Annotated in this window: 9 protein-coding genes; 4 read left to right on the top strand and 5 right to left on the bottom strand. The window is 59.2% G+C overall.

The window, feature by feature from the left end; translation table 11 throughout:
- Nucleotides 1-109: 109 nt before the first annotated feature.
- Nucleotides 110-994, bottom strand: coding sequence for an IS1595 family transposase (locus tag NKJ07_RS00445; RefSeq protein ID WP_318568649.1), 885 nt, complete (start codon nucleotides 992-994; stop codon nucleotides 110-112).
- 321 nt (nucleotides 995-1,315) lie between these two features.
- Between NKJ07_RS00445 and NKJ07_RS00440 the strand changes: the two genes are divergently transcribed.
- Nucleotides 1,316-2,395 (top strand): DUF1616 domain-containing protein, encoded by a 1,080-nt coding sequence (locus tag NKJ07_RS00440; protein WP_318568648.1) that lies wholly within the window; start codon nucleotides 1,316-1,318, stop codon nucleotides 2,393-2,395.
- A 113-nt stretch (nucleotides 2,396-2,508) separates the two neighbouring features.
- Here NKJ07_RS00440 and NKJ07_RS00435 read toward each other — a convergent pair whose 3' ends face one another.
- A complete protein-coding gene (locus NKJ07_RS00435; protein ID WP_318568647.1) occupies nucleotides 2,509-3,798 on the bottom strand; it encodes a nucleotide sugar dehydrogenase in 1,290 nt (429 codons plus the stop codon).
- Nucleotides 3,799-4,227: 429 nt separating this feature from the next.
- Between NKJ07_RS00435 and NKJ07_RS00430 the strand changes: the two genes are divergently transcribed.
- Nucleotides 4,228-5,673, top strand: coding sequence for a right-handed parallel beta-helix repeat-containing protein (locus NKJ07_RS00430; protein WP_318568646.1), 1,446 nt, complete (start codon nucleotides 4,228-4,230; stop codon nucleotides 5,671-5,673).
- A gap of 115 nt (nucleotides 5,674-5,788) precedes the next feature.
- Here the strand turns inward: NKJ07_RS00430 and NKJ07_RS00425 are convergent, their stop codons facing one another.
- On the bottom strand, nucleotides 5,789-6,841 hold the full coding sequence (locus tag NKJ07_RS00425; RefSeq protein ID WP_318568645.1) for a glycosyltransferase family 4 protein: 1,053 nt from the start codon (nucleotides 6,839-6,841) through the stop codon (nucleotides 5,789-5,791).
- 233 nt (nucleotides 6,842-7,074) lie between these two features.
- Nucleotides 7,075-8,214: a glycosyltransferase family 4 protein gene (locus NKJ07_RS00420; RefSeq protein ID WP_318568644.1), complete on the bottom strand. Its 1,140-nt coding sequence runs from the start codon at nucleotides 8,212-8,214 to the stop codon at nucleotides 7,075-7,077.
- A gap of 410 nt (nucleotides 8,215-8,624) precedes the next feature.
- Here NKJ07_RS00420 and NKJ07_RS00415 point away from each other — a divergent pair, with 410 nt between their 5' ends.
- Nucleotides 8,625-8,798 carry a twin-arginine translocation signal domain-containing protein gene (locus tag NKJ07_RS00415; protein WP_318568643.1) on the top strand — a complete coding sequence of 58 codons (174 nt, stop codon included), beginning with the start codon at nucleotides 8,625-8,627 and terminating at the stop codon, nucleotides 8,796-8,798.
- Nucleotides 8,799-9,088: 290 nt separating this feature from the next.
- Nucleotides 9,089-11,893 carry an Ig-like domain-containing protein gene (locus tag NKJ07_RS00410; RefSeq protein ID WP_318568642.1) on the top strand — a complete coding sequence of 935 codons (2,805 nt, stop codon included), beginning with the start codon at nucleotides 9,089-9,091 and terminating at the stop codon, nucleotides 11,891-11,893.
- A 160-nt stretch (nucleotides 11,894-12,053) separates the two neighbouring features.
- Here NKJ07_RS00410 and aglF read toward each other — a convergent pair whose 3' ends face one another.
- Entirely contained in the window at nucleotides 12,054-12,767 is a 714-nt protein-coding gene (gene aglF / locus NKJ07_RS00405) for a UTP--glucose-1-phosphate uridylyltransferase AglF (protein WP_318568641.1), read from the bottom strand.
- Nucleotides 12,768-12,896 lie beyond the last annotated feature (129 nt).

Below are 12,896 nucleotides of genomic sequence, written 5' to 3'. Positions count from 1 at the left end.
CTGGCGCTGGTTACCCCACTGCGACAACCGTGAGCTGATTCTTCGAAAATGAATGTCGATTTTATTGTGAGATGTGATTTTAACGCTCATGTGTAGCAGATTGTTGATTTCAGAGAGTCGCTTCGACAGCGTGCTTGAGTGCTTGTCGACCGGGTTTTCTGAAGAGTTCGCTGCGTAGCTGGAAGGCGCGAAGATACTGTGTCAACTTGTCTTTCGAGATACCTCGATGGGGCGAGAGCCACCGTCGCGCCAGCGACGCGTGGCTCTCGCAGGTGTTCACGTGAACGTCTCCATCCGCGTATTCGCCGTCACCGTGGACGACGTATTCGCGGTCGAACTCGTCGTCGTCCTCTAGTGGGTCGTATGCCCGAAATCCATCGGTGTAGACGGTCAGCGACTCCTCCTCGTGTTCTTCAAGGAGGAGTCGCACCGTCGATTCGTCGGCGGATTTCGCGGGAACGACGTATCGCTGTCCAGTTCCACGGTCAACGAGTGTGAAGATCGGCGGCTTGTCTTGATCGTACCTTCCGCGTCCGCGTTGTGAGAGTCCACGCGAGCGCGACTCTTGGTCGCGCTCGCGGCCTTTCAGTCCGGCAGAGACGTACAGTTCGTCGATCTCAACCGGTCCAACAAGATCGAGACGAGGCGCGTCGAGCGCTCTGGTAAAGCGCTCGACGCGCCGATGCATCGTCTTGTAGGTCACTCCGATCTCTCGCTGAAGTTGCCGGAGACTCGTGTTGAATCGCAAGAACGCGTAGATCGAGAACAACCACTTGCGGAGCGCAACCTTCGAGTGAGCGAAGATTGTGCCCGTCTTATCGTTGAACGTGCGGTCGCAATCCTTACACAGATAGCGTTGAAACGCCCCATAGCTGCCGTTTCTGACCGTCCGGTCAGAACGGCAGCGAGGGCAAGAAACACCGTCACGCCAGCGAACCTGCTGTAACAGGTCCGCTGCGAGCGATTCCGAGCTAAACACATCGAGCGGAATCATTCGTGTCGGACACCGCTACGCGGTGTCCTTGCTCTCTTCGATTCCAGAGCGACAGCTGAACGCTATCAACAATCTCCTACTGAAGAGCGGATTTTAATATCGAGCGGCAGATCAAGGCAGTCAGGATTGGTTCGAATATAATAATGAAGTCTGGCCAGGTCTAAGCCACGAGGTGAAACACCCATATGAAAAATGTCGCAATGGAGGCCGGCATCGAGAGGCTCCAAAGTAAACTCGACGCGACCAACCAGATTACACCGTGTCTGAGCAACGCTGTCCACGTGCCAGTGACTCGAATCAACGACGGCGACGCACAGCACGGTGAGGAGGGAACACCGTTGCGGGCTATTTTTATTCCAGAACATAATATCAAAGCTCATGCGTACCGACTCGGTCGAGAGTGAATCTGCGTTACGGCGCGTCTTGTTCCTACTCGATCTTGTTATCATCGTCGTCGTTACACTCCTCGCCGTGGGACCGCAGTACGCCCCCCAGCTCAGTGGAACCCTGTTTCGAGTCGGGATCGGCATCGTGTTCGTCCTCTTCGTACCGGGTTACGCCCTCGTCTCGGCGCTGTTCCCGTCACGAGCGCCATGCGACGACAAACAGCTCCCCGAGTTGGGTGAGCAAGCGAACGCCCGGCTGCAGGACGTCTCCAGTACCGAGCGGATCGTCCTCTCGGTCGGTCTGAGTCTCGGGATCGTCCCACTGGTAGGCCTGTTTTTAAACTTCGTTGCAGTGTCGATCACGTCCGGGGCAGTGCTACAGGCCCTCGGAAGTATCACGGTGTTTTTGATCGCTGTCGCGGTATATCGTCGGCTCCGATTGCCTGCCGAGGAACGCTACACGGCCGATCCGACGGTATTGCTCTCTCTCGGAGAAGGCTGGGTGTCTAATGCCGAGGACCCTACCGAGCGAGTGCTGAACGTCCTCCTCATCGTCGGACTCGTTCTCGCTATGAGCGGTATCGTCTATGCTGTCGCTGCCCCCCAACAAGGGGAGACGTACACTGAGTTCTACATCCTCTCGGAGAACCCGGAGACGAGCAACCTCACCGCAGACAACTACCCGACGGAGTTCGAGTCCGGATCAGGGAACTCCATCTACGTGGGTATCGAGAACGCGGAACAACAGACGGTCACCTACACCGTCGTCGTCGAACTCCAGCGCTTCCAAGACCGCGACGAGCAGTCGGTGCTGGTCCAAGAGACCGAACTGAACCGGTTCCAAGCGACGCTCGCACACAACCAGACGTATCTGCAAGAACACGACGTCCGGCCGACGATTCGAGGAGAGTCGCTCAGACTGACGTTCCTGCTATATCAGGACACGCCGCCTGGCGATCCGGACATCGGGAACGCGTATCGCCATCTTCACATCTGGATCGACTCGGGTGCGTGAGTCTGTCGCCCCGACCGAAACAGATCGAGAACCGGTTCTGTCGGACGGCTCTGTTCTCTATCGAAGACATGATAACGCGTCGGTGTTCGGATCGGTGAGGGCTGCGCGCGCCACTACGTGCGGTTCGGTCGATCAGTCGACGGCCGACTACCGTCACCGAGAACGTGGACGCTGAACCCTGACTCATCCCACCGTGAGTCGTCGATGAGCCCCCGCGTGTCGACGATGTTCGCGTGCCTCATACGCGACACGAGAGAGTCCGGGTCGAGCGTCAGATACTCGTCGTGGTCTGTGAGGATCACGAGACAGTCGCTCCCCGCGACTGCTTGGTCGAACTCACTGAGCGGGCGGCTGAACTCCTCGGCGTGTGGGTCGTGGAGCCGGATGTCGTATCCCTCGTTCTCGGCGAGGAGACAGAACCGATGGGCTGGTGTTCGACGCGTGTCGTCGACGTTGCCCTTGTACGCCACCCCGAGGACCGTGATTCGGGGCCGGGTGACCTCGCTGACCAGTCCTCGGACCAGCCCCAGCGAGTGGCTCGTCATCGAGTCGTTGATGTCACGAGCGGCCACGATCAGCCGCGCCTGAGTCGATTGCTGTGTGAGGAAGTTCGGATCGATCGGGAGACAGTGCCCTCCGACGCCGGGGCCGGGGTTCAGGATGTCGACCCGGGGGTGCTGGTTAGCCAACTCGATGGCTCTTCGCCCGTCGATGCCGTACTGTTCCGCCAGCGTCGCGAACTCGTTGGCGATCGCGATGTTAACGTCTCGGTGGGTGTTCTCCGCGAGTTTGACGAACTCGGCCGTCGTCGGGTCGGTCACCCTGATCTCTCCCTCAACGAAACTGTAGAGGTCGAAGACGGTGTCCGTCGACATCGGGTTCTCCGTGCCGACTACTCTGTCGTTGTGCGTCATCTCGTAGAGCGTGTTCCCGGGGATCGCTCGTTCCGGACAGTACGCGTAGCCGAACTCGTCGGATTCGAGTCCGGATTCTTGGAGCAACGGCCCGACGAGTCGTGCCGAGGTACCCGGGGGGACTGTCGATTCGAGCACGACCGTGTCGCCGGGACGCAGGACTGAGGCGACGTCCTCGACCGCGGCCCGCACGTGACGGAGGTCGGCGACGCGCGTCTGTTCCTCGAGTGGCGTCGGTGTCGCGATCAGATACGTATCTCCCCCCTCGGATGCCGGGGCCGTGTCCGGGAGCGAGGTTCGAGCGGAGAAGTTGTCTCGTGTCTCCTCGAACAGGTCGCCGAGTCCGGGTTCCTCAAACGGGAGGGCACCGTCGTTGAGCGTCTCCACCTTTCGTGTGTCGATGTCGACGCCGACGACTCGCCGGTCGCGCGCGGCGAGGAGCGCCGTTGGGAGTCCGATATACCCGAGTCCGACAACGTAGAGAGTCATCGTTCGTCAGATAGTGTCTTGTAGTTATTATACTCCCGAATGATCGAACTTCGAGACGAGCCATAGGTCGCGAGGCACCGAGGTCACCCGTGTGAGAGACGTGACTCTGATAATACGTTGGACTATCAAAACCACCCGGAACGGGACATTAAAAAAGCCGGATAGGACCTGATCTGGCCCCTCCTAATGAGTGCTCAGCGGTATGAAGGCCGTCGCTTGGTTCCATCGAAAGGAGAGTTGGTACCCGGGATGGGACGGCGAGCCCGCTGATCGACGGCACTATCCGTGTAATCTGGTCGATCCGATCGAAGGGAGTCTGACGTGGCCGCAAGCGTTCATGGCGGGTAGTTAACGGGCCCGATGTACACCTCTTGGGGATCGACACCGGTATCTTAACATTATCGAGTGAATTACACGAGACGTACACCAATGGGTGGGAAGTTCAGTCGGCGGAGACTTCTGATCGCGGGCGGTACAGCGACTGCACTAGTTATGGGTGTCGGTTACCGGCTACTGGGGCAGTCACCACCCGCCCGTGGCCAGCCGTCTGACCCCACCGAGACACCGGAAGAGACCGAAACATCGACTACCGAAGCGCCCCCCACGGGGGCCGAGAACATCAAAGACTACGGTGCGGAACCGAACCCGGAAGATCCCAACCTAGAATCAGCGGTACGGAACACGAAGGCGCTTCGAGCAGCCGCCACCGCCGCTGGGGAGGGCGGAACGATCTACGTTCCTCCGGGAACCTATTTTTTCGGTCAGGAAGATCGAACGAGCAACGTAGGATTCGGCGAGAACGAGCCCGCCGGTATCTCGATAGTCGGCGATGGCCCAAGTAAGTCCACGTTAGCGCTCACCGAACATCTCGACAACGGAGACGAGTCCCACGTCCTGTTCAAGTACAGAAACGTCTCACACGGTGAGATAGAGATACGGGACATCGCCATCGACGGGAACTACGAGAACCTCGGCAACCTGATCGAGGCCGAGCGGGCAAGCCGAGCGTTCGAGATGAACGGAACCGGAAGCATCAGCTTCAACAACGTGTTCTTTCGTGGTATATACACTACCGCACTCCGACTGCGGGAATTCAACGCGTCGATCGATCGCTGCACGTTCGAGGAGATCGGGATCGGGGGAAAGGATCACGGAGGGTCAGGCCACGCCGTGGAGACGTACGTCAAGTACGGTGACGAGCTTACCATCAGACGCTGTTCTTTCAGACGCATCGGGAGTTTCGCCGTGAATTGGCGGTACAACGACGGCGCGATCGTCATGGAGGACTGCCACGTCAGCGGAACCGGGACGGGGATCGTCAAACTCTCCACCGGGAACCGCCTCGAGATCCGAAATTCGTACTTGGAGGCACACACCGAGTGGCTTACAGAGCATATCTCGACCCCGGATGGCGAAGTTCCGTTCCACGGACGGCATTTCATAAACAAGCTGTTCGAACGAGGGGAGCGAGTCCCGACGGTGGTGCTAGAGAACGTCGAGTTCCACGACTGCACGCACGAAGCGTTCAAGATACGGCAAGCACCGATCGAACTACATGGGGACATGATCGCACTGCATCGAGCGTCGGGTCCGTACAACGAGGAGGAGGGTGACAACGCGGTGTTCCGGGACTACGCCTGGACGGGTAGCGCGATACGGAACATCGATATCAAGCGCCTTTCAGTTCACGACGCGAGGGGAGACGTGTTCGAGGTACCGAACTCGAATGGGGCGATCGAGACGCTCAACCGCCGTGGTAATGCCGGACTCGGAACAGTCGGAGATGTCGAAATCGAGACGGACAACGTGGACGCTGAGGCGTTCCGTCCAGCGGTCGTCTCGCGAGATGAGGTCGGCTGCTCATTCGACAGTTGAGCAGAGAGGCCCCACTGCGTCCGGAGACCGGTCACAGGGAGTTATTTATCACCAGCCGAACCAGTCGTCGATCCACCAGCGGAACATCCTGCGGTCACCTGGCGTAACGGCGGACTCAGTGGTCCGCTTGAAGATGACTCAGTAGTTCGTTGGTGACCGACGTGACGCTGTAGTTCTGCGCCTTCTGCCAAGAGTTTCGTCTGTATTGTTCGACGCGCTCGGGTTCGTCAAGCAATAGTTCGATCTTGTCCTGTAGGTCAGTTACACTCTCCGGTTGACACAGCAAGCCCTCGGTCCCGTCGGTGATCAGTTCGCTATTGTAGTTCCAGTCTGTCGCCAAGATCGCGCATCCGGCCGCGAAGGCCTCGACCAACACACCCGGAAACCCCTCCCCAGGATAGTAGGTTGGGAAGGCAAAAACATCGTACTCTCGTAGTTGGGGAATGACTTGTTCGTTGTCTAATTTCCCACGGAAAGAGGCGTTCGGTGTACTCTCGCACTGTCTCAGGAACCGAGGTTTGTAGTCGTCACCGTCGAGGAAGTGCCCGAACACGTCTAACTCGACCCGATCCGAGGACCCGTTCACCTGTGTGACTGCGTCCAGCAGGTAGTGGAGCCCTTTCGTCTCTTTGATCCGCCCGACGTACGCGATTCGGAGCGGCCTCTCTGTTCCAACGAACGGCTCGAAGTTCGGCGGATCGTCGGGTACAGGTCGGAGGTTCGGAAGCGTCGAAAGACAGACGCCACCCTCGAACAGATCCGAAAGTTCGTCGACGAGTTCGTCCGACTGTGGCAGGATGCAGTCGAACTGGCAGAACCAGCCGAGATACCTGCGACGAAGCCATGCAGGTAGGTCTTGGAGTTCCGTCGCGAACGCACCGCCTGCCGGCAGCAAGATCCCGTCAACATCGGGCGATGACAGTCGCCGAGCCAGCAGTGGCGCAGTCCCGAATCGGACCTTCGTCGACGCGCTCACCAGGAATCGGTCAGCAGTTCTGTACTGACGGACGAGGTCCACAACCGTCGCCGGGGATCGGTTCAGCGTGTTGACCCACGTTACGGGGATACCCGCATTCTCGAGTCCCTGTTTTATATACTTGTTTTTGAGACCAGGTCCCGTGATCGGAGGAGAGAGGGGACCGATTCCAACGATTGGCCGAGTTCCCATTGCTCAACGTATCAGCTTTGTCCAACTAAAATCAGTCGGTACGTACAGAATCACGAGGAGAAGCGCTTCGCGCGTCAGCGTCGGGGAATAGCCATGCGCAGTACCGTCGGACCGTTCACCAGAATCTAGCAACTGGGACTGTCTGGACCGCAGTACAATCACCGATTCGGTAACCGTGCTTCGGATCGAGCCCGGAGGCGTTCGTCTTGTTCACCGAGGGGAGAGTGTGAGACCTACTCGGTGTTCGGACCACCGCGACCGCGGTTTGCGGTTTCGAGCAGTACCGTGTGGAACGAGTCGACGATGGCATCGGCTTCGTGGCGCTGTGCGATCTCACCACATCCTTTGCGATACCGTTCCCACGCAGTCTCATCGAAGACCCGTTCCACCGCTTCGGCCAGACTCAGCGATGTCTTCTCGACCACGATGCCTGCGTCGTGCTGTTCGATCAGGTCGTTAGGGTCGTGCGAGAAGGAAACGATCGGCAGCCCCGCGGCAGCGGCCTCCAAGAACGTATTGGAAAACCCCTCCACGTCGCTCGTGTTTACGAGGCACCGACCGGTTGCCAGATACTCCGGGACTTCTTCGCGTGGCACCGATCCGACGTGTGTGAGGTTCGGTGTCTCCGCGATGAGACGGCTGAGTCGCGTCTCGAACTGGTCCGAGCCGCGGAACCCACCGGCCATCTTGAACTCCCTGCTCGGCAACTCGCTGGCCAGCTGCACGAACCGCTCCGGATGCTTTTTGTCACGGATCGAGCCGAGCCACAGCACGTCGTTCCCGGATGCCTGTTTCCACTCGCGGCGCTCGTCGAGTATGTTCGGGATCAGCTCGGAGCGTCCATTGACGACCTCGCGTTGCTTGGTCGTCTGGACGATGTTCAGCGTCGCGGCGGCACGTGAGAGCCGATACAACCGCGGACCGAGGTAACTCGGGGGTACTTTCCGACCGTGTTGATCCGCATCACTCGCCCAGTGAAAGACGAACGGGGTGCCGTAGAACGCACAGAATCCCCCTAACACGTAGGTACTCGCCTGCGCGCCGCTCTGCAGTACGATATCCGGATCAACTGCTTGCCAGATACGCTGGACGTCACGGAGGAACGACAGATGAGAGACGGGTCTGGCGGATGGATGGCGGATCTCGTGGTATGTGACATCAGTCTTCGTCTCTGGTACGTCGTAGACGATCGCGTGAACGTCGAGTCCCGGCCGCTGCTGGAGACGGGGCACGAGCAGGCTGTACTGTTGTTCACGGCCCCCGACGTACTCCGCCGAGTCCTGTACGAAATACCCCCGAATTCCTGGAGTATACACCAAGACACGGAGTTCGCCGGTCGAAGGTGACGCCGCCACCTCATCGGGACGTATCATTGATGTCTGCTTCAAATACACGAGAAGGTATATCTACTACGCACTTCGAGGCCACGCTCCGATCAGTGACGAACTCGGGCTCGTTCGGTTACCACGCGCTTCTCGCCGGGGACGAATATCCGGTATCGATTGAAGTCCAGACTATATTAAAGATGTCATACACACAGAAATAGTATCAGAATATTATATTAATAAAATACAGAATTTCTGTTTTAAGGTACGAACAGGTTTTCTCTTGAAATATCCTATTATCAAAATCGGATTTGATATTATTATTCGTCGAGTGGCCAGATACACGCTCCAATCGCATTGTATACGTGCTTCTAGCCCCAATTTGAACGCACGCGTGTAATATCATAACTAAGTTTTGGGAGTTCAACTTTAAGTATGATATCTCCAACCGGTAGAGTATGCCGGACGAGAATAGCGAGAGAGCGAAAAAACAGTCAGTAAATAGACGTGAATTTGTCAAATTGAGTTCGGTCGCTGTGGCGACGCTGGGAACCGGCATGGCCGGCGTCGCAGCCGGGAGCGACAGCGGCGGCAGCATCCACACGACGGACTTCTCCGAGTGGGTTCAATGACGTTAAGTATCGAACGGATCACCGACTACGGTGCGGAACCGAATCCGGAGGATCCGGATCTCGCCACGGCGGAACGGAACCTCATGGCAGTTCGTGACGCGGCCAACGCTGCTGGCACCGGGGGGGTAGTGTACGTCCCAGAAGGAGAGTTTTATGTAGGAACAGACGGATACGAGTTACTCCTGTTTGGGCCGCGAGAGCCGCGCGGGATTTCGATCGCTGGCGCAGGTCCGACGAAGTCGCGACTGGCGCTCACCGAACATATGCCGGATAGCCAGTCCCACACCCTGATGTTCTACGACCGCGACGGTGGGGCCGGGCATGGGTCCGTGAGAATAAGCGACATCGAACTACACGGGAACGCCTACCAACTCGGTAATCTCGTGGATGCGGGACGGTCGAGTCGAGCGATTGATCTCCAGTCGGACGACATCACGGGGGGTACGTGGACGTTCACGAACGTCCTCTGGAGCGAGTGGTACTCGTCGGCGACTCGACTCCGCGAAGAAGAGTGCACGTTCGATCGCTGTACCTTTCGTGAGTGTGGTATTCAGTCACGTAAAGACGGGGCCTCCGGACACGCCATCGAAACCCACTGCCCGAGCGGCAAAACGATCATCGCGAAGGACTGTGAGTTCCTGAACATCGCGAGTTTCGCGTTCAATTGGCGATACAATGACGGGACCGCGAAACTAGCGAACTGTTACGCCGAAGGAACCGGCACCGGGTTGGTCAAACTCTCCGCCGGCGGCGAGCTCGATATCACGAACGTCTATCACAAGGCGAAAACGGAGTTCCTCGAGGAGAACGTCGGAGGCGACGGGTTGACCGACTCGAACGGCGACCCATTCCACGGCCGGCACCTCATCAACCGGATCACCGAGCGGGGTGACGTCGAGCCGACAGTAACCCTGAACAACGTCGAAGGACACGATTACGATTTTACCGCCATCAAGTTCCGCGACACCCCCGTCTCGGTGAAGGGCGATCTCATCGCGATACACAACGCCTGTCGCCTGAGAGACGCCGCCGCAGTGCAGGACGAAACGACCGCCATGAAATCCGTTGACATCGATCGGCTCTCCGTCCACGGGACGGACGGGGACGTGTTTGCAACTCCTGATTCCGACGGGAGTATCGGAACGCTTCGCCGAGATGACAACAGCGGCGACCTCGGTGACACGGGTGGTATCTCCGTCCAGACCCAAGAGGTCGGTGCCGACCCGTACGAGCCGGTCGTCCCGAGTCGGAGTGAGGTCGGTAGTGACTCCCCCGAAGCTACGGAACCGTCTTCCGGCCGCGAGCCAGCGGTATTCACTACGGATTTCGCGGACACCTCTCTCGACAGTTTCACGCCGAAGTGGGCGAGCAGTGCCGACGACTGGATACTCTCTTCGGCGGAGTCGAACTTCGGCGGTAGGGTCTTGGAGTTGGCACCGAGTTCGGCGGGACGACACGCCCTCTCGTGGGATGACGTTGGAGAAGCCACGGATGTGGAGGTACTGGCACTGGTCCGTGTCCCGACTAACTCCGACGATCTCTCCGACTGGTGTCGGTCGTACGTGCGCGGGACGGACGAGGAAACCGCGTACTTCGCCGCATTAAACGATGACAGTGGGTTTGCCGTTCATCAGTACCAAGACGGCTCTTCGACCACTGTCGAGACATCTAGCATTCCCGAGCCCGACACGTGGTACTGGACGAGGTTTCGGGTGGAGGAGGAGACCGTCGGATTGAAACACTGGAGGTACGGCGACTCTGAGCCCGACGACTGGCACATACAGACGACGGATTCCGACATCGCGGCTGGCGGATGGGTCGGCGTCGGTGGCTTCCCGTCGGACAGCCAGCAGTTCGATTATCTCGGTGTCGGTGTCGGCGGCGCATCACCGGACGTTCCGATATCGGACGTCAGCGGACCGGGTAACACCGTGCCGTCGATCTTCGACGCGTGGACGCCTCAGTGGGCGTCGAGCCAGACCGACTGGTCGGCAACCGCGATGTCGTCCAACGACGACGATGCGGTTCTGGAACTCGCAGCCGAATCTGCAGGGCGCCACGGGCTGTCGTGGAACAGCGTCGGAACGGCGAAAGACGTCGACGTCCTCGGACTAGTCCGGGTCCCGAGAAACGACGATTCGTCGTCCTCATGGTGTCGGTTGTACGGCCGCGGGACGGGAACGAGCGGCAACGAGACGGCCTATTTCACGACGTTCCGTGATCCGTTCACGTTCGAGGTCGCAAAGTACGACAGCGGAGGATCCGAACTCCTCGCAGCTGAAAACATCGACAGCCCTCTCGACGAGTGGTTGTTCGTTCGGTTCAACGTCGAGGGAGACCGAATTCGAGCTCGTTACTGGCCCTACAGTGACGACGAGCCGACTGAGTGGAACCTCGAAGTGAAAGACACGAGCATCCCGGACGCCGGATGGGTCGGCGTTGGTGGTTGGTCGACCGACACACAACAGTGGGACTATTTCAGCGTTGCGACCGATGGCAGGTCCGCGCCGTTCGCCGACCGCGACACTGCGCCCAGCCTCTCGTGGGAGACACCCAGCGCTGATACGAAGGTGAGCGAGACCGTCGCGCTCCGACTCGATGCGAGTGACCGCGAAGACGCCGCCGGCTCTCTCGCCGTCGATTACCGCGTGGACGGCGGCGATTGGACGGCGACGGAGTACAGTTCGAGCTCCGGCTACTATCAGGCCACCTGGGACTCGACCACGGTCGCTGACGGTGCGCACAGTCTCGAGGCCCGCGTGACAGACAGTGCAGGCAACACGGCGAACAGCACCGTGAGTGTGATCACGGCAAATGATCCCACCATCGAACAGTTCGCCGTGACTGACAGAGGGAACCCGAGCTGGAACCGGTACGATGTTGACTGGACCGTAGCCGACGCGGGTGGGGACCTCGACCAGGTCGTCACCCTGCTTCTGGCCGGCGGCGCGGCCGTCTCTGCAGAGACGACAGAGGTCTCCGATGGCCGTGCCAGCGGCACCCACTCACACCGAGTCCGCGGCGGCGTCGACGAGATCCGTCTGCTTGTCAACGACACGAGCAACCGGATCGAAACCGAAACCAAGACGCTCTAACGGCCCCCACGACTCCCCTCGTGGAATCGGTCACCGAGGATTGACCCACGACGTCTCGGGGTGCTCGGGTTCAACGACGCGGTGTACCGGATCGGATCAGTGAGATCCCGCTGTCGGAGCGGCGTAGGAGAGAACGTGTCGGGCGGGCCGAGTCGTGTGCCTACGCCTCTTGAAGTCGCCGCTCCGCTTCGTCACGGTCTTCGGGGTAGCCAACGTCGATTCGCCACCCCTCGATTCCGATGGCGTCGATCGTCCGACCGCTCTGGAGCAACAGGTGGATCGCCTCGCTGATCTCCAGTTCCCCGCGGTTGGACGGTTGGACCAACTCACAGGCGTGGAAGATCGCCGGTGTAAACGTGTAGAAGCCGGTCATCACGAGGTTCGACGGAGGATCCTCCGGTTTCTCGACGACGTCGGTGATCTCACCGTAGTCGTTCGTCACACAGACACCGTACCGCGAGGCCTCCTCCCACGGAACCTCCTCGACGAGGAACGCGGCGTCGGCGCGGTCTTCCTGCTGGCGGCGAACCACGTCGTCGAGGTTCGCAGCAAAAATGTTGTCGCCCAAGATGAGCATGAAGTCGTCGTCGATGTGTTCTTCCACGCAGAGGAGCGCGTGGGCGAGCCCCTTCTGTTCGCGCTGGTGGGCGTACGTGATGGGTATCCCCTCGAACTCGTCCCCGTAGTGACTGATGATCTCCTCTTTCATGTAGCCGACGACGACCACGAACTCCGTGGCGTCTAGTTCCGCGAGTCGCTCGAAACAGTGCGTGAGGATCGGTTTGCCGTCCACTTCGACCATGCCCTTCGGTTTGTCCTCGGTCAGCGGCCGGAGACGCGTTCCCTCGCCTGCCGCCAAGACGACTGCTTTCATTACACACGAGATTGCTCTCAGCAGAGTTATAGTTCTTGTTTATTAGAATCCGGCTGTGTGAGTCGACACACGCCGGGTCAGGCCCCGTCCATGCGGCTAGTCGCCCTAGCCCGACCTTCGCAGTTCGTG

This window comes from Salinigranum marinum (assembly GCF_024228675.1).
Lineage (GTDB): Archaea > Halobacteriota > Halobacteria > Halobacteriales > Haloferacaceae > Salinigranum > Salinigranum marinum.
The sequence above is the reverse complement of the archived record's forward strand: the minus strand, read 5'-3'. Positions and strand labels throughout refer to the sequence as shown.

What these genes read in the sequence shown, in the direction of transcription:
- NKJ07_RS00445 (WP_318568649.1), bottom strand. Translation starts at nt 994, where the DNA reads ATGATTCCGCTCGATGTGTTTAGCTCGGAATCGCTCGCAGCGGACCTG.
- NKJ07_RS00435 (WP_318568647.1), bottom strand. Translation starts at nt 3,798, where the DNA reads ATGACTCTCTACGTTGTCGGACTCGGGTATATCGGACTCCCAACGGCG.
- NKJ07_RS00430 (WP_318568646.1), top strand. Translation starts at nt 4,228, where the DNA reads ATGGGTGGGAAGTTCAGTCGGCGGAGACTTCTGATCGCGGGCGGTACA.
- NKJ07_RS00425 (WP_318568645.1), bottom strand. Translation starts at nt 6,841, where the DNA reads ATGGGAACTCGGCCAATCGTTGGAATCGGTCCCCTCTCTCCTCCGATC.
- NKJ07_RS00420 (WP_318568644.1), bottom strand. Translation starts at nt 8,214, where the DNA reads ATGATACGTCCCGATGAGGTGGCGGCGTCACCTTCGACCGGCGAACTC.
- NKJ07_RS00415 (WP_318568643.1), top strand. Translation starts at nt 8,625, where the DNA reads ATGCCGGACGAGAATAGCGAGAGAGCGAAAAAACAGTCAGTAAATAGA.
- NKJ07_RS00410 (WP_318568642.1), top strand. Translation starts at nt 9,089, where the DNA reads ATGTTCTACGACCGCGACGGTGGGGCCGGGCATGGGTCCGTGAGAATA.
- aglF (WP_318568641.1), bottom strand. Translation starts at nt 12,767, where the DNA reads ATGAAAGCAGTCGTCTTGGCGGCAGGCGAGGGAACGCGTCTCCGGCCG.